The organism is Auraticoccus monumenti (assembly GCF_900101785.1).
GTDB classification, from domain to species: domain Bacteria; phylum Actinomycetota; class Actinomycetes; order Propionibacteriales; family Propionibacteriaceae; genus Auraticoccus; species Auraticoccus monumenti.
Genome location: NZ_LT629688.1, coordinates 121,566 through 137,175, shown reverse-complemented (window position 1 = coordinate 137,175; position 15,610 = coordinate 121,566). Strand labels below are relative to the sequence as shown.

Sequence of the window (15,610 nt, the reverse complement as noted above, 5' to 3'; positions counted from 1 at the left end):
AGCGACCGGGCTCGTCGCGGGGACGCTGCGGGGTTAACCTGTGCTGATCGGGCCCTGACGGCCCCATCGCGTGCGGGGTGAGGAGGCGACGTGGCTGCTGAGGCGACCGGCCGTCCTCCGACGCCCCGGGTGCTCGTCGTCGACGACGACGAGTCGATCCGCGAGGTGGCCAGGGCGGCGCTCGAGCTCGTCGGCGGCTGGGAGGTCCGGACGGTCTCGCGCGGGGACGAGGCGGTCGAGGTGGCGGCCGCGTGCCATCCCGACGTGGTCCTGCTGGACGTCATGATGCCCGGCATGGACGGTCCCAGCGTGCGCGAGGCCCTGCGCCGCGACCCCCGCACCACCGACGTGCCCGTGGTCTTCCTGACCGCCAAGGGCGACCAGCGCCTCCCCCCGTCGCACGGCATCATGCCGAAGCCGTTCGACCCGATGCTGCTGGCCCGCGACCTCGAGCGGCTGCTGGGATGGGACCGGTGAGCGAGGACCCGTTCGCCGCGGTGCTGGCCCGGATCGCCGGCGAGGCCAGGCAGACGAACCTGCGTCGCGCCGACCACCTGGAGGAGGCGCTGTCCCGGTTGTCCGAGGGGCGGCTGGACGAGGAGGGGCGGCAGCGGGCTGTGCGCGCCGCGCACCAGCTCGCCGGGTCCGCCGGCACCTTCGGTCACCAGCGGGCCGGGGAGCTGGCCCGGCGGATCGAGCAGTTCCTGGCCGCGCCGCAGCAACCCACCACCGTCGCCGAGGCGCTCGCGGTGGTGGCCGAGTGCCGGTCCGAGCTCGCGCAAGGCTGATCCCGGACCGGTCGTGCGGGCCCGTCGGAGGCCCCGGTCGAGCCCGACGCCCTGGACGAAGCCGGTCAGCGCCGCGCTCACGGCCCCACTGCCCGGGCCGCTCGCACCCTTCGCCTGGGTGACGCCGGGGGCGGGGTGCCCTTGTCCAGCGGGGGCAGCGGTGCTTGTCTGGGTGATGGCCGAGCAGAGTGCCGACTCCCTTCTATCGGAAGGAGTCCTCGTGTCTGCCATCACGACGACGCCGCTCAACGCCGATTCCTCCCGTCCCACCGACGTCACTGACATCCAGGTCCAGCCGGTCGAGGTCTCCCCGGCCGAGGCCCGGACCCGTTCCGCCGACGGACGTCCCGACCACACCGAGGTGGAGGAGCGGACCGCGGTCCTCTTCGACCAGCTCGCCGACTGCTCCGAAGAGCGGCGGGCCGACCTCCTCGACGAGATCGTGCTGCTCAACCTCCCGCTGGCCGACTCGCTGGCCCGTCGTTTCCGCCACCGGGGGGAGGAGGACGACGACCTGATGCAGGTCGCCCGCTCCGGGCTCGCCGAGGCGGCCCAGCGCTACCAGCCCGACAAGGGTCCCTTCGCCGGGTTCGCCGTCCCGACCATCCTCGGTGTGCTCAAGCGCCACTTCCGCGACCGTGGCTGGATGGTGCGCCCGCCGCGCCGCTGCCAGGAGGTCGTGCTCTCCATCCGCAAGGTCTGGCCCGAGCTCACCCAGGAGCTGGGGGCCGAGCCGACCGACGCGCAGCTCGCCGAGCACATCGGTGAGACCGTCGAGGCCGTCTGCGCCGCCCGGCAGGCCGAGCAGGGCTATCGCCCGGTCGCCTTCGACATCAGCCCCACCGAGGGCTTCCACGGCGAGAGCGACGACGACCAGGAGGTCCGGGCCTGCGAGGCGCGGATGCTGATCGAGGAGGCCGTGAGCTCCCTCGACGAGCGGGACCGCAGGCTGGTCTGGATGCGCTTCTACGAGCAGCGCACCCAGAGCGACATCGCCGCCGAGCTCGGCACCAGCCAGATGCAGGTCTCCCGGCTGCTGGCCCGGGTGATGCACAAGATGCGCGACGTCATCGGGTCCCTGGACGGCTGCTCCACCGACTGAGCGTCAGCCCCCCGGACGCAGCGACGGGGCCGCGGAAGCGGCCCCGTCGTTCGTGTTCCTGCCTGGCCCGTCGGGCCGCCCGTCACTCGTGCGGAGCGGGCAGCACCTCGTAGACCCAGTGGTCGACCGCGTCGTCGTCCTCCTGGTACCCCACCGGGTCCGGTCGGTACTCCCAGTCGGCGAAGGGCTCCCACAGCAGGGCGGAGACGTCGTCGTCCAGGTCCCTGGTGGGTCCCACCAGGCTCCGCGGGGCGACGGCAGAAGGTGATGAGTTCATCGTGCACGCTCCTTTGCGTCCGGTCCTTGGGGAAGTGGTACCCCCCGGGGGTGAACCCAAACGCCCCGAGGTGGACCCGGACGCCCCTCAGCCGTGCAGCGTCGCGCTCGGTCGCTGGCCGAACTCCGCCCGGTAGAGCGCGGCGAACTGACCAGGGTGGTGGAACCCCCACCGCGCGGCCACCGCGGCCACCGTGGTGCCGTCCCGGGGATCGGCGCGCACCAGCTCGTCGTGCGCCCGCTGCAGCCGGACCCGGCGCAGGTAGGCGGTCGGTGTGGTGTCGAGGTGGCGGCGGAAGGTGTACTGCAGGGCGCGCTGGGTGACCCCGACCGCCCTCGCCACCTCCTCGACGCCCACCGGGTCGCCCGACGTCCGGTCGATGAAGTCCAGCGCCTCGCGCAGGGTGTCCGGCCCGCCGTCGGGCGCCGGGACGTCCGGCGTGCCGGCGGTCCAGGAGTTGGGGAAGGTGCTGAGGGCCGCAGCGGCGAGCACCTGCTCGCAGGCCGGGAGGATCCGGGCCGCGGCCCCCGTGCGTCCGTGGGCCCGCAGCAGGGAGCCGACGGCGGCCACGGTCTCGGTCCAGGAGCGCGCCGCCTCGACGGAGACGGGGTGCAGCCCGTGCAGGCGCACCGGCCCCCGGCCGTCGGTGCTCCGCACCGCGGCCGGGTCGATCAGCACCATGGTCAGCGCCGGGGCCTGGACCTTGACCACCACGGCCTCGTCGGGCTGGGAGAGGACGAAGACGTCGCCGGCGGAGAACGTCTCCGAGCGGCCGTCGACCTGGGTGGTCAGACGTCCCCGGGTGAGGGTGCAGACCACCAGCCGGCCCAGGGGGTCCAGCGAGACCTCGCTGGTGGCGTTGGTCACCACCTCGTCCAGGCGGACCCGGCCGACGGTGAGGCGCTCGTGGCGGAACTGGAGGGCACCGCCGCTGCAGTTGCCCCGCACCCTGGTGGCCAGAGCGCCCGCGAGGTGGCGCAGGGCGTCGCCAGGGTGCTCGGTGCTGAAGGGTTCGGTGCCGTTCTCGGCGTGCGAGGTGGTGACCACGGGCAGGTCGACGATCGTTGACATAGGCGTCCCGACTTCGGTGGAGGGGCGGCCGCGTCTTGACCTGGGCGCCTGCTACAGCGCCTTGAGTATTATAACCGAACTGCTCAAGAACTTACACCGTCAGCCTGGGGCGCCCCGTCGGTCGCCCTCCCCGGCGGTACGACGTGGTCCCGGTCCAGCACGACCCCGGGGGCGCTCACGTGCCCGGTGGTCGCGAGCTCCTGGGCCACCACCACCAGCTTGGTGTTGCTGCGCTGCGACACCCGGGTGAGCAGCTGGAAGGCGACCTCCGCCGTCACCCCCAGTCGCTCCATCAGGATGCCCTTGGCCTGACCCATCACGTCACGGCTGTCCACCGCCTGCTCCAGCTGCTTCTCCCGCCGCCGCAGCAGCAGCACGATCGCGGTGACCGTGGCCAGCGCCACCCCGTCCCGCTCCACGTCGCGGTCGAGCGCCCGGGGCTCGGTCGACCACACGGTCAGGGTGCCCAGGTGGTCCCCGCCGAGGGTGACGGCGAAGCACCGCAGCGCCCGCGCCGGGAGCCGCCGCGAGGCCCGGGCCAGGGAAGGCCAGCGTGCGTCGGTGTGCAGGTCGACGACCTCCACGGTGCCCTGCGTCGGACCGACGACCAGGCCGGGTCCCTCCTGCGTCTGCTGCTGCAGCCGCTCGAGCTCCAGCGCCTCGGCGGCGGTGGCGTGCACCCGGTCGGGGAAGAGCCGCAGGCTGACCCCGGCACCCGGGGCCAGGGACCCCGCGAGGGCGAGCACCTCCGCCGGGACGTCCTCGGGGTCGGCCGCCACGAGCCGGTCGGCCCACTCCGACCACTGCTGCGCGCGCGTGCTGCTCTCCATGACCCAGACACCTTCACCTCTCGGACCGTCCCCGTCAACGACGGACGAAGCAGCGACGCCGCTCAGGCACGAGGGCGAAGCGCTCAGGGCTGGAAGACGATCTTGATCGCCCCGTCCTCCTTGCGCTGGAAGGTGCGGTAGGCCTCGGCGGCGTCGGCGAGCGGGAGGTGGTGGGTGGCGAAGGTCTCCAGTCCCAGCGGGTCGGACGGGTCCTCGACCAGCGGCATCAGGTCGTCCACCCAGCGGTGCACGTTGGCCTGGCCCATCCGCAGCGAGATCTGCTTGTCGAACATGGTCTGCATCGGCAGGGTGTCCGCCGCGCCGGCGTAGACGCCGCTGAGGGACACGGTGCCGCCCCGGCGCACGGCCTCGATGGCCAGCTTCAGGGCGTGCATCCGGTCGACGCTCGCGGTGACCATCAGCGGCTGGGCCACCGGCTTCGGCAGCCAGCTGGCCAGCTTCTGGGCGGCCTCCGCGGCGGCGGACCCGTGGGCCTCCATGCCGACCGCGTCGACCACGGCGTCGGCCCCGCGGCCCGACGTCCGCTCCAGCACGTTCTCCACCACGTCGCCGTCCTGCAGGTCCAGCACGTCCACGCCGAGGGAGCGCGAGCGGGCGATCCGCTCGGGAACCAGGTCGACCCCGATCACCCGGACCCCGTGGTGCAGGGCGATCCGGCAGGCCATCTCACCGATCGGTCCGAGCCCGAGCACCAGCAGCGTCTCACCGGGCTGGATGCCGGCGTAGGCCAGCCCCTGCCAGGCGGTGGGCGCCACGTCGGAGAGGAAGAGGTAACGGTCGTCCGGGGCCCCCTCCGGCACCTTGATCGGGCCGTAGTCGGCGTGCGGGACGCGCAGGAACTCGGCCTGACCGCCGGGGACCGCGCCGTAGAGGTCGGTGTAGCCGAACAGCGCGGCCCCCATGTCGTGCTCGGTGACCTGGGTGGTCTCGCACTGGGTCTGCAGACCCTTCTCGCACATGAAGCAGCGCCCGCAGGCGATCTGGAAGGGGACCACCACCCGGTCGCCGACCTCCAGGTTCGAGACCGCCCGGCCCTTCTCGACCACGCGCCCCATCGGCTCGTGACCCAGGACGTCCCCGGGGTGGAGGAAGGCTCCCAGCGTCTCGTAGAGGTGGAGGTCGGACCCGCAGAGACCGGAGGAGGTGACCTGGATGATCACATCGGTGTCGTCCACGATCACCGGGTCTGGCACCTCCTCGACCCTCACGTCGCGCTTGCCGTGCCACGTGACTGCCTGCATGTCGTCGTGCTCCTCGTCCTAGGGATGGCTTCGCTCCCTGGCTACCCGGGGGCCCCGGTGCCAAACCGGGGTCGGGCGGGGCGGGGGCACCGGCGTCGGCCAGGGCACCGCCGGCCGATCGATTTCCGCGGCGGCGACGTGACGAAATGACGCTGATCACAGAGGTTGCCCCGGGGGACGGGTGGGCGTCACCGGCTGTTCATCCCGTGCTCGTTGGCTGGTCGCACCAGCGCGCTCGCCCTCGGGGGGTGGGCCGAACCGAGGAGATCCCCAGTGCAGCTTCTGCCCATGTCCGGCAAGACCCACGGCAACCGCAGCGCCGTGACCTGCCACCTGAAGTGCGACTCCGCCTGCGCCTCCGACGCGCCCAACGAGAGCACCGAGCCGTCCTTCCGCGACATCGCCGAGAGCGCGCTCAGCCGCCGGGCCGTGCTGCTGGGTGGCTCGGCCCTGGCCGCTGCCGCGGCCATCCCGATGACCCTCGACGGCGGCCTGCCCGCCGTGGCCACCGAGGGCGCCCGCGCCCCCGGTGAGCGTGCGGTCAAGGGGAGGCTCCCCTTCACCCCCATCGCCCCCGTCGACGCCGCGGTGGACGCCTTCACGGTGCCCGCCGGCTACGAGTGGCAGGCCATCATCCGCTGGGGTGACCCGCTGTTCCACAACTCCCCGGCCTTCGTGCCCGGCAAGGCCGACCCGGAGGCCCAGGAGCTGCAGTTCGGGTACAACAACGACTACCTGGACATCCTGGTGGAGAAGAACGGCCGCCGCGCCCTGCTGTGCTGCAACCACGAGTACACCAACCGCAACATCATGTTCCCGCCCACGGCGAACGCCGCGCAGGAGGAGCAGGTCCTCAAGCACCTGATGGCCGCGCACGGCTTCGCCGTCGTCGAGCTGGAGCGCAAGCGCAAGGGCGAGCAGTGGAGCTACATCAAGGGCGCGCCCCGGAACCGTCGCATCACCGCCTACACCCCCTTCGAGCTGACCGGTGCGGCCGCCGGCTCCGAGTACGTGCAGACCGCGGCCGACCCCGAGGGCACCACCGTGCTGGGCACCATCGGCAACTGCGCCGGTGGCACCACCCCGTGGGGCACCATCCTGTCGGGTGAGGAGAACTTCAACGGCTACTTCAAGGCCGACCCCACCGCCCGCGGCAACGCCCGCTACGGGCTGAACGACCGTCCCTCCAACTACGGCTGGGAGGCCATCGAGCCCCGCTTCGACGCCACCAGCGAGGCCTACCGCAACGAGCCCAACCGCTTCGGCTACATCATCGAGATCGACCCCAGCGACCCCACCTCGACCCCCCGCAAGCACACCGCGATGGGCCGCTTCAAGCACGAGGGCGCCAACGTGCGCGTCGACGAGTCCGGCACCGTGGTGGCCTACATGGGTGACGACGAGCGCTTCGACTACCTGTACAAGTTCGTCTCCAGCCGCAAGTTCATGACCGGCAGCTCGGCCCGCGCCAAGCGCAACAACATGCTGCTGCTCACCGACGGCGACCTCTACGTGGCCCGCTTCAGCGGTCGCCAGAACCCCGACAACGACAACCTGGGCAAGGGCGTCTGGCTGCCGCTGGTGCTCAACGGCCAGTCGCGGGTGGACGGCATGAGCGTCGAGGAGGTGCTGGTCTACACCCGGCTCGCCGCCGACACCGTCCGTCCCACCCCGATGGACCGCCCCGAGGACGTCGAGCCCAACCCGCGCACGGGGAAGGTCTACGTGGCGTGCACCAACAACACCGACCGGGGCAAGGCCGGCAAGCCCGCCGCCGACCCGGCCAACCCGCGCAACGCCAACAAGAACGGCCACGTCATCGAGATCACCGAGCGTCGCAACCGCGCCGACTCGACGGTCTTCGACTGGAACCTGCTGATCGTCTGCGGCATGCCCGAGGACGCCGGCACGTACTTCGGCGGCTGGGACGGGCCGGTCGCGCCGATCTCCAGCCCGGACAACCTGGCCTTCGACTCCGAGGGCAACCTGTGGATCTCCACCGACGGCCAGCCGGGCACCATCGGCCTGGCCGACGCCCTGCACCGCGTCCCGCTGGAGGGCGCCGAGCGCGGTCACCTGACCCAGTTCCTGGCCGTGCCCAACCAGGCCGAGACCAGCGGCCCGGTCATCCACGACAAGGACGGCTCGGTCTTCGTGGCCGTCCAGCACCCGGGTGAGGACGGCACCTGGGACGACCAGCAGTCGTTCTTCCCCGACTACGTGGCCGCCGGTGCCCGCCCGGGCAAGGGCGAGTGGCGCGGCCCGCGTCCCTCCGTCGTCCAGGTGACCCGCAAGCGCTGACCGCTCAGACACCAGACGACCGCAGGCCAGCCGCACCCAGCGGCTGGCCTGCGGTCGTCGGTGAGGGCGTGGGTCAGCGGAGGGCGTGACGGGGGCGGCGGGACAGCAGCCAGGCCATCAGCACCCCGGCCAGCGCCCCGAAGAGGTGGCCCTCCCAGCTGACGCCCGAGGCGGTGGGGAGCACCCCCCACACGATGCCGCCGTAGGCCAGGGCCACGAACAGGGCGGCCGCGATGGCCAGCGCCCGGCGGACGAAGAGCCCCCAGGCGAAGAGGAACGCGGCGTAGCCGTAGACCAGGCCGCTGGCACCGATGTGCACGGTCCCCTCGGCGCCCAGCAGCCACACCGCGAGCCCGCCGACCACGGCGATCCCCAGCGTCGCGGCCCAGAAGCGCCCGGTGATCAGCGCGGTCAGCACGCCGAGCACGACGAAGGCACCCGTGTTGGCCACCAGGTGGCCGAGCCCGCCGTGCAGCAGCGGCGCGGCCAGGATGCCGACCAGCCCGTCCACCTCCCGGGGCTGGATGCCATAACGGTCCAGCGCCCCTCCGAGCACCGTGTCGACGAGCTCGCTGAGCCACATCAGGGCGGTGAGGACGACCGGGGGCAGCGCACCACCGGCTGCGTCGCGCAGCCGGTGGCCCGTCACGAGGGTGGACGACATGGGTCGATGCTAGGCGCCCGGTCCCAGCGTCAGAGGCGCTTGCACTGGTCCTCCTTGTTGCCCTGCACGACGTTGCTCCCGCCGGTGGGGGCCGGGGAGTTCTCCTTGCACTGCAGGTTCCCGTTCACGCGGTTGCTGCTCACCGTCTCGGTGCCGCGGTTGGTGAAGAGCTGGATGTCGCCCGTGACGCGGTTGCTGCGCAGGGTGGCGGTGCCGCCCTGCTTGAGCTGCACGCTGCCCCCGACCGTGGAGCGGTCCAGCTGCACGTGGCGGTGCCCCTCCGCCTGGACGTTGCCGACCACGTTGACGGCAGTGGCCCGCAGGGTGGCGCCCCCGGCCACGACGACGGTGCCCTTGACGCGGGTCCCGTTGAGCGTGCAGGTGGCCCCGCTGGGCACCCGCAGGTTGTCCACGGTGATGGCGCCCAGCGAGCTGCGGCAGCTGCGCTCGTCGGCCTGGGCGGTGGTGGCCGGAGCCATCAGGAGGGTCGAGGCGGCGAGCGCCGCGGCGGCGATGAGGGAGGTGGTCCTGGTGCGCATGGTGGTCTCCGTCTGCTGGTGCCCGGCCCGGCGCCGGGGCTGCTCCCAGCGTCGAGGGGTCCCGTGAAGCGTCCATGAGCCCACCATGAGAAGACCTTCACCTCCCCCGGGGACCGCCCGGGCACTAGGATCACGGCCATGTCGGAGCAGCCCCAGCTACGGATCGGTGACCGTGAGCGCGACCTCGTGGCCTCGGTGCTGCAGGACGCCATGGCCGAGGGCCGGATCACCGTCGAGGAGCTGCACGAGCGCCTCGACGCCGCGCTGGTGGCCCGCTACTTCTCCGACCTGGACGCCCTGGTGGCCGACCTGCCGATCGAGCCGCCGTCGACGGCGCTCAACCGGCCGCGGCCCGGGGTCGAGGCGCGGCTGGTCGAGTCACCGGGTGCGGTGCCCCAGGACCGGCTGGTGCTGGACGCCGGCTGGTCGTCCGCGGCGCGGACCGGGCGCTGGAGCGTCCCGCCCTTCATCGAGATCAACGCCGGGATGGGCTCGGTCCGGCTGGACTGCCTGCAGGCCGTCGCGCCGGAGGTGGTCGACATCCGGATGATCGGGTCGATGGGGACCACCACCATCGTCGTCCCGGAGAGCTGGGCCGCCGACATCGACCGGCTGGCCGCCGGCTGGGGCTCGGCCAGGAGCAGGGTCGCCGCCACGCCGTCAGCCGGGGGGACGCTGCTGGTCCTGCACGGGTCGGTGGGGATGGGTTCGGTGACCGTCCGCGGTGCCAACTGGTTCGACCGCCGCAAGCTGGAGAAGCAGGGCATCGACCCGTCGCGCCGGCCCGAGCTCGGCCGCTGACCCTAGGGCAGCCGCAGGCCGGTGAGCCGGGCGGTGCCCAGGTCGTCCCACCCGGCGACGGCGAAGCTGGCCAGGGTGCCCGGCGGGAAGCGCCGCGCGATCGTCTGATCCTCCGGCGTCCCGACGGCCAGTGCGTGCGCGAGCTCGGCGACGGGAGGGTTGTGGCCGACCACGAGCAGCGAGGCCACCTCCGGGTCGCAGCCGGCGACCAGCTCCCGCACGTCCTCGGGGTCGGCCCGGTAGAGCGAGGGCTCGACGGTGGTGGGGGCCGTCAGCCGGAGGCCTGCCGCGGTCTGGCGGGTGCGCTCGGCGGGGGAGCACCACACCAGGTCGACGAGGGTGCCCGAGGTCTCCAGCCACCGGCCGAGCTCGGCCGCCTGGCGGTGGCCCAGCGGGGTCAGGCGCCGGTCGCGGTCGGGGTGGCCCGGGCGGGCGTCCTCGGTGGTGGCGTGGCGGAGGAGGTGGAGCCGACGGTCCATGGCCACACCGTAGGCCCGCTCCGGACGGCCTCGCCCGGAGCCCTAGTGTGTCGGCCATGCCACGCAGCGACCTGCCCCTGCAGGACCTCCTCGAGTACCGGTGCAGCACCCCCGAGCCCCAGGACCTGGACGCGTTCTGGGAGCGGACGCTGGCCGAGAACGCCCATCCCCTGGACGTCCGCCTGGAGCCGGTGGAGACCGGCCTGACCCTGGTGGACACCTTCGACGTCACCTTCTCCGGCTACGGCGGCGCGCCGATCAGGGCGTGGCTGCACCTGCCGGCCGGCCGCTCGGGACCGCTCCCGGTCGTGGTGCAGTTCCACGGCTACTCCGGTGGCCGCGGCCTGGCCCACCAGATGGCGCCCTGGCCGCTGGCCGGGTACGCCCACCTGACCGTGGACACCCGCGGGCAGGGCTGGAGCAACGGCGGCCACGAGCCGACCCCGGACCCCGAGCCGTCGGCCCCGCACCACCCCGGTTCGATGACCCAGGGCATCCAGAGCCCGGACACCTACTTCTACCGCCGGGTCTACACCGACGCCGTGCGCGCGCTCCAGGTGGCGGCCTCGCTGGAGGCCACCGACGCCGAGCGCGTCGCCGTGGTGGGCGGCAGCCAGGGTGGGGCGATCACCATCGCCGCGGCAGGTCTGGCCCCCAAGGTGGGCCTGAGGCTCCGCGCGGCGATGCCGGACGTCCCGTTCCTGTGCGACTTCCGCCGGGCCCTGGACGTCGCGACCTCCGGGCCGTACCTGGAGATCGAGCGTTACCTGCACACCTTCCGCGGTCGGGAGGAGGAGGCGCTGGCCACCCTCGACCACTTCGACGGCGTCCACCTGGCCCGGCGGGCGGAGTGCCCGACGCTGTTCTCGGTCGGTCTGCTGGACACCACCTGCCCGCCCTCCACCGTCTTCGGCGCCTACGCCGGGTGGGGGGCCGAGGACAAGCAGATCAAGGTGTACCCGTTCAACAACCACGAGGGCGGCGAGGGCTACCACCAGCGCCGGCAGCTCAGCTGGCTGGCCGAGCGGCTGGCCTGACCCTCAGGTGGTGGCGGCCGGCTTGGTCGCCACCACCAGGTCGCGCTGGATCGAGGAGTCGACCCGGTGGGAGAACCGGTGCCACGGCCCGCCGTCCAGGGGCTCCAGCCCGGCGTCGGCGAGCAGCCCCAGCAGGTCCTCCCGCGCCAGCCCGAAGGTGTTCCAGGACAGCCCGAGCGCCCCGCCCTGGCGGAGCTGGGACGCCCAGACCGGGATGGCCTCGCGCAGCAGCCCGGCCGGTGAGCGGTCCCGCCGGCCGCTGACCCCGCGGACGTCGGTCTGGCTGCCGTGGACCACGCCGTAGGGGGCGTCGGTCACCACGGCGTCGAAGCGGCGCTTCCCGTAGAGCTCGGCCGAGCGGCGGGTGTCCCCGGTGAGCACGGTGAGCTGCAACGGGGCGGTGCCCTCCGGACGCACCTCGACCTCCAGCCGGCGGCCCAGCACCTTGCCGTCCCGGCGCACCGGCCGGACCTCGGCGGTGTGCTTGAGCCGCTTGCGCCGCAGCCAGGTCCGCAGGAACGCGGCCCCCTGCTCCACGGCCTTCTCGTCGCCCTCGACGCCGGCCCCGTGGTGCCCGGCCAGCCAGGCGGTGGTCAGCGTGGTGCCCCGGCCGCAGAGGGGGTCCAGCACGGTGAAGCGGCCGTCCTCGCCGGGGGAGCGGCGCACCTGGGCGAGGGTGACGTTGAGCAGCATCCGGGTGAACAGCTCGTTGGTCTTGCCGGGGTACTTGGGGATGCTGACCAGGTCGTCGTCGAGCAGGTCGACCTCGGGGACCTCGACGGGCCGGAGCAGGGGTGCCTCGGCGTCACCGGTGCGCTCGAAGACCGCCAGCCGCAGCGACTGCCCGGCCAGCAGGGCGAGCCCGTCCTCGTCGAGGGACTGGTCGGTCTCGAAGGCGAGGTAGTCCGCACCGGCCAGCCGCAGCGGGCGGACGTCGGCGAGCACGTGCCCGGCGCAGACCTCGAGCTCGGCGGCGGCCAGTGGGGCCGAGCCGGCCGCGTAGACCCGGTTGCCGGACGGGGCGATCATCATCAGGTACGTCGTCACCGGGTCATCCTCTCGCGTCCCGCCCCCTCCTCTCCTGCGGCGGGGCCGTCGCCGCCACCGACCAGGCCCGGGCCGGTGGGACTCAGCCGCCGAGCGCCGACCCGAGCGTGAGCCCGACCGCGGCGGCCAGCAGCCCGGCCCCCGCGGTGGTGAGGACGTAGCCCAGCGCGGTGCGGCGCCGGCGCTGCTCGAGCAGGCTGACCACGTCCAGGCTGAAGGTGGACCAGGTGGTCAGGGCGCCGCAGAACCCGGTACCCACCAGGGCCGCGGCCGGCGACCCCGGGAGCAGCAGGGCGGTGGCCAGCCCGAGGGCGAAGGAGCCGGCCACGTTGCAGAGCAGGACCGCCCGGGGCAGTCCGTCCCCGGCGGGGGGCAGGACGGTGGCGAGCCAGCCGCGCAGGGCGCCGCCGAGGAACCCGCCCAGGGCGACGGCGAGCCAGGTGGTCGCGGTCACGCCGACCGCTCCGGGCCGTCGGGCGCGTGGTCCTCGGGTGCGGGGTCTTCGGGGGCGGCTTCGGGGGCGGCGGGGAGCCCGGGCTGCCGAGCGCCCGACGCCCCGAGCCCGCGACCCCAGCGCAGCCCAGCCCACCCGGCCATGACGCCGGTCAGCGTCAGGGCCACCAGGGAGGCGAAGGCCAGCGGCCAGCCCGACCCGCTCCCGGCCACCAGCACCGTGACCGCGGAGAGGGTGGTGAAGCCGCCCAGCACCCCCGGACCCAGCAGCGGCGTCAGCCAGCGTCCGGAGGGGCGTCCCGCGAGCGCGCCGGTGAGGAAGCCGAGCAGCAGCGCCCCGCCGACGTCCACCAGCCAGAGGGCGGTCCACGGGTCGGGGACCAGCTGGGAGGCACCGGCACGGGCCAGCGACCCGACCGTGCTGCCCGACGCGACCAGGAGGACGAACGACCCGCGACGCGGCGAGGCGGCGCGGGTCATCGTCGGAGGTGGGGCGTCGGAGACGGGGACGTCAGTGCAGGTTGACGTTCTTCTTCTCGTAGCCGGTGCCCTTGGCGCGCTCGAGGCTCGCCATGATCTCGGCCTCGGCCTCCTCGCGGCCCACCCAGGTGGCCCCCTCGACGGACTTGCCGGGCTCGAGGTCCTTGTAGACGGTGAAGAAGTGCTCGATCTCCCGGATCATCATCTCGGGCAGGTCGTCCAGGTCGGTCCAGTGGTTGCGACGCAGGTCCGCACGCGGCACGCAGACCACCTTGTCGTCACCACCGGCCTCGTCCCTCATCCGGAACATCCCGACCGCGCGGCACTCGATCAGGCAGCCGGGGAACGTCGGCTCGGGCACCAGCACCAGGGCGTCCAGCGGGTCCTCGTCCTGGCCCAGGGTCTGCTCGATGAAGCCGTAGTCCCAGGGGTACTGCGTGGAGGTGAAGAGGGTGCGGTCCAGACGGATCCGGCCCGTCACGTGGTCCATCTCGTACTTGTTCTTGCCACCCTTGGGTATCTCGATCGTGACGTCGAAGGGGATCCCGGCCGGTGGGGTGCTGCTGCGCCCGAACTGCTTCGCCGGCTCGGCATACTCTTCAGTCACGGTGTCCCCAATCGTGTCGACCGTACCAGCGGCCTGCTGGTACGTAGGTGACCGAAGCCTAGCGTGAGGATCTGCGACGTCTTGACGAGCCCGAGGACGACATCCCGCAGACCGCTCCGGTGGACGCGGGGGACCCGCGGTGCCCTCACCGGAGCGGTGGCGCTGCTGGTGGTGGTCGGTGTGGTGGCGGGCAGCTCGGTGGCCTGGGGACGTCCGGCGCTGTACGCGACGGGACTGCTGGTGGACGGCGGCAGTCCCACGGTCGACCCCGACGTGCTGCGCCCGCCGCAGCCCGAGCCGGCACCCCCCGGCGCCCCGACGCTGCTGCCGACCGCGGAGGAGGGCGAGGTCCCCTCGCCCGAGGCCCTCGCCGAGCGGCTCCGCGCGGTGTCGCGCTCGGGGATCGGGGGACGGTTCGACCTGAGCGTGGTCGACGCGGCCGGGGGTGCGGAGCTGTACCGGGAGGGCGGCGGACCGAGCATCCCGGCGTCGACCCAGAAGATCCTGACCGGGGTGGCGGTCCTGCACGAGCTGGGCGCCGACCACCGCTTCACCACCTCGGTGGAGCGACGTGGGGCGCGCTGGGTGCTGGTCGGCGGCGGGGACCCCCTGCTCACCGGGGACACCGTCGGCGGCTACCCGGCACGGGGGAGCCTGGAGCAGCTCGCGCAGCAGACCTCCGAGGCCGTCGAGGAGGCCGGGGTGACCGAGGTCGACCTCGGCCTGGACACCGACCTGTTCGCCGGGCCGGCGTGGAGCCCGGACTGGCCGGAGAACTACCGCGACCAGGTGACCCCGGTGTCGGCGCTGGTGGTCGACCAGGGTCGGCTGGCCGGGGTCAGCCCCGGACCGCGCGAGGACCGGCCCGCCCGGGCGGCCCTGGACCGGTTCGCGGAGCTGCTGGAGGACCAGGGGGTGGAGGTCGGCGACGTCGACGACCGGAGCGCCGACGGCTCGGGGACCACGGTGGCCGAGGTGCCCTCGGCCCCGGTCGGGGTGCTGGTGGAGCGGATGCTGATGACCAGCGACAACGACGTCGCCGAGTTCCTGCTGCGTCACGCCGCCCTGGCCGCGGGGGAGCCGGCGAGCTTCGAGGGCGGGGAGGCCGTGGTCGGGGCCGTGCTGGACGAGCTGGGGATCGACGACGAGGGGCGGCGGACCCGTGACGGCAGCGGTCTGTCGCGGGAGAACCGGCTCTCCTCCGAAACCCTGACCGCCGTGGTCGGGCTGGCGCTGTCGGAGGAGGGGGCGGCTCTGCGGCCGCTGGTGACCGGGCTGCCGGTGGCCGGCGCGGTCGGCAGCCTGTCCGGGCGCTTCACCGACCCCGACTCCGGCGCCGGGCTGGGGGAGGTGCGGGCCAAGACGGGGAGCCTCCGCCAGACCAACTCGCTGGCGGGCTACACGCGCACCGCCGACGGGCGCCTGGTGGCCTTCGCGCTGCTGGTGAACGAGGCCGAGAACGACTACGCCGCCCGGGTCTGGTTGGACCGGGCGGCGTCAGCCGTGTCGTCGTGCGGGTGCTGAGCCTGACGGCCCGGCTCCCGCACTGCTGCCGAGCCTGAGGGCCCGGACCAGCGGGGTGCTGAGCCTGACGGGCTCAGCAGCGCGTCAGCGCAGGCCGTCCTTGATATCGCGGCCGGCGTCCTTGACGTGCTCGCCGGCCTGCTTCACGCCGGCCTCGCCCTGCTGGCCCTTGCCCTCGGCCTGGAGGTCACGGTTGTCGGTGGCGTCGCCGACGCCCTCCTTGGCCTTGCCGGCCAGCTCCTCGGCCTTGTTCGCGGCCTTGTCTCCGATACCCATGTCGACTCCTCTCGTCGTGGACGCCGGTCGGCGCCCGCCGGGTCGCCCCGGTACGTCGAACGTACCCCGCAG

General features: G+C 73.4%; 19 protein-coding genes. 7 read left to right on the top strand and 12 right to left on the bottom strand.

What is annotated here, in order from left to right; all coding sequences use genetic code 11:
* Window positions 1-90: 90 nt before the first annotated feature.
* The 3 genes from BLT52_RS00650 (at window position 91) to BLT52_RS00640 (ending at window position 1,890) form a co-directional block, all read left to right on the top strand.
* Window positions 91-477: a response regulator gene (locus tag BLT52_RS00650; RefSeq protein ID WP_231946433.1), complete on the top strand. Its 387-nt coding sequence runs from the start codon at window positions 91-93 to the stop codon at window positions 475-477.
* Window positions 474-788, top strand: coding sequence for an Hpt domain-containing protein (locus BLT52_RS00645; protein ID WP_157676897.1), 315 nt, complete (start codon window positions 474-476; stop codon window positions 786-788). The genes BLT52_RS00650 and BLT52_RS00645 overlap by 4 nt, the downstream gene beginning before the upstream one ends.
* 220 nt (window positions 789-1,008) lie before the next feature.
* Window positions 1,009-1,890, top strand: coding sequence for a sigma-70 family RNA polymerase sigma factor (locus BLT52_RS00640; protein ID WP_157676896.1), 882 nt, complete (start codon window positions 1,009-1,011; stop codon window positions 1,888-1,890).
* A gap of 82 nt (window positions 1,891-1,972) precedes the next feature.
* Here the strand turns inward: BLT52_RS00640 and BLT52_RS20650 are convergent, their stop codons facing one another.
* The 4 genes from BLT52_RS20650 to BLT52_RS00625 all read right to left on the bottom strand — a co-directional run bounded on the left by BLT52_RS20650 (window position 1,973) and on the right by BLT52_RS00625 (window position 5,330).
* Window positions 1,973-2,167 carry a hypothetical protein gene (locus BLT52_RS20650; RefSeq protein WP_157676895.1) on the bottom strand — a complete coding sequence of 65 codons (195 nt, stop codon included), beginning with the start codon at window positions 2,165-2,167 and terminating at the stop codon, window positions 1,973-1,975.
* A gap of 87 nt (window positions 2,168-2,254) precedes the next feature.
* Window positions 2,255-3,238 (bottom strand): AraC family transcriptional regulator, encoded by a 984-nt coding sequence (locus BLT52_RS00635; protein WP_090589641.1) that lies wholly within the window; start codon window positions 3,236-3,238, stop codon window positions 2,255-2,257.
* A gap of 83 nt (window positions 3,239-3,321) precedes the next feature.
* On the bottom strand, window positions 3,322-4,068 hold the full coding sequence (locus tag BLT52_RS00630; RefSeq protein ID WP_090589639.1) for an ANTAR domain-containing protein: 747 nt from the start codon (window positions 4,066-4,068) through the stop codon (window positions 3,322-3,324).
* 83 nt (window positions 4,069-4,151) lie between these two features.
* A complete protein-coding gene (locus tag BLT52_RS00625) occupies window positions 4,152-5,330 on the bottom strand; it encodes an alcohol dehydrogenase catalytic domain-containing protein (RefSeq protein ID WP_090589636.1) in 1,179 nt (392 codons plus the stop codon).
* A 288-nt stretch (window positions 5,331-5,618) separates the two neighbouring features.
* Between BLT52_RS00625 and BLT52_RS00620 the strand changes: the two genes are divergently transcribed.
* Entirely contained in the window at window positions 5,619-7,631 is a 2,013-nt protein-coding gene (locus BLT52_RS00620) for a PhoX family protein (protein ID WP_090589633.1), read from the top strand.
* Between the two features lie 73 nt (window positions 7,632-7,704).
* Here the strand turns inward: BLT52_RS00620 and BLT52_RS00615 are convergent, their stop codons facing one another.
* Window positions 7,705-8,295, bottom strand: coding sequence for a rhomboid family intramembrane serine protease (locus BLT52_RS00615; protein ID WP_090589632.1), 591 nt, complete (start codon window positions 8,293-8,295; stop codon window positions 7,705-7,707).
* 29 nt (window positions 8,296-8,324) lie between these two features.
* Window positions 8,325-8,834: a hypothetical protein gene (locus tag BLT52_RS00610; RefSeq protein WP_090589629.1), complete on the bottom strand. Its 510-nt coding sequence runs from the start codon at window positions 8,832-8,834 to the stop codon at window positions 8,325-8,327.
* 138 nt (window positions 8,835-8,972) lie between these two features.
* Between BLT52_RS00610 and BLT52_RS00605 the strand changes: the two genes are divergently transcribed.
* Window positions 8,973-9,635, top strand: a complete 663-nt coding sequence (locus BLT52_RS00605; RefSeq protein WP_090589627.1) for a DUF1707 SHOCT-like domain-containing protein — start codon at window positions 8,973-8,975, stop codon at window positions 9,633-9,635.
* 2 nt (window positions 9,636-9,637) lie between these two features.
* Here the strand turns inward: BLT52_RS00605 and BLT52_RS00600 are convergent, their stop codons facing one another.
* The gene (locus BLT52_RS00600; RefSeq protein ID WP_090589626.1) at window positions 9,638-10,114 is read right to left on the bottom strand and encodes a SixA phosphatase family protein; all 477 of its coding nucleotides are present in this window, start codon (window positions 10,112-10,114) and stop codon (window positions 9,638-9,640) included.
* Window positions 10,115-10,170: 56 nt separating this feature from the next.
* Between BLT52_RS00600 and BLT52_RS00595 the strand changes: the two genes are divergently transcribed.
* Window positions 10,171-11,151, top strand: coding sequence for an acetylxylan esterase (locus tag BLT52_RS00595; protein ID WP_090596144.1), 981 nt, complete (start codon window positions 10,171-10,173; stop codon window positions 11,149-11,151).
* Window positions 11,152-11,154: 3 nt separating this feature from the next.
* Here the strand turns inward: BLT52_RS00595 and BLT52_RS00590 are convergent, their stop codons facing one another.
* From BLT52_RS00590 to BLT52_RS00575, 4 genes are all read right to left on the bottom strand, one after another.
* Window positions 11,155-12,198 (bottom strand): TRM11 family SAM-dependent methyltransferase, encoded by a 1,044-nt coding sequence (locus BLT52_RS00590; protein WP_090589624.1) that lies wholly within the window; start codon window positions 12,196-12,198, stop codon window positions 11,155-11,157.
* An 82-nt stretch (window positions 12,199-12,280) separates the two neighbouring features.
* Entirely contained in the window at window positions 12,281-12,652 is a 372-nt protein-coding gene (locus tag BLT52_RS00585) for a fluoride efflux transporter FluC (RefSeq protein ID WP_157676894.1), read from the bottom strand.
* Window positions 12,649-13,131, bottom strand: coding sequence for a fluoride efflux transporter FluC (locus BLT52_RS00580; protein ID WP_090589622.1), 483 nt, complete (start codon window positions 13,129-13,131; stop codon window positions 12,649-12,651). Before BLT52_RS00580 ends, BLT52_RS00585 begins: the two co-directional genes overlap by 4 nt.
* A 31-nt stretch (window positions 13,132-13,162) precedes the next feature.
* A complete protein-coding gene (locus BLT52_RS00575; protein ID WP_407922613.1) occupies window positions 13,163-13,738 on the bottom strand; it encodes an inorganic diphosphatase in 576 nt (191 codons plus the stop codon).
* Window positions 13,739-13,894: 156 nt separating this feature from the next.
* On the opposite strand from BLT52_RS00575, the gene dacB reads away from it, so the two are divergent.
* Complete coding sequence (gene dacB, locus BLT52_RS00570) at window positions 13,895-15,262, top strand: D-alanyl-D-alanine carboxypeptidase/D-alanyl-D-alanine endopeptidase (protein WP_172803962.1); 1,368 nt, start codon at window positions 13,895-13,897, stop codon at window positions 15,260-15,262.
* A gap of 84 nt (window positions 15,263-15,346) precedes the next feature.
* Here the strand turns inward: dacB and BLT52_RS00565 are convergent, their stop codons facing one another.
* The gene (locus BLT52_RS00565) at window positions 15,347-15,538 is read right to left on the bottom strand and encodes a CsbD family protein (RefSeq protein WP_090589618.1); all 192 of its coding nucleotides are present in this window, start codon (window positions 15,536-15,538) and stop codon (window positions 15,347-15,349) included.
* Window positions 15,539-15,610 lie beyond the last annotated feature (72 nt).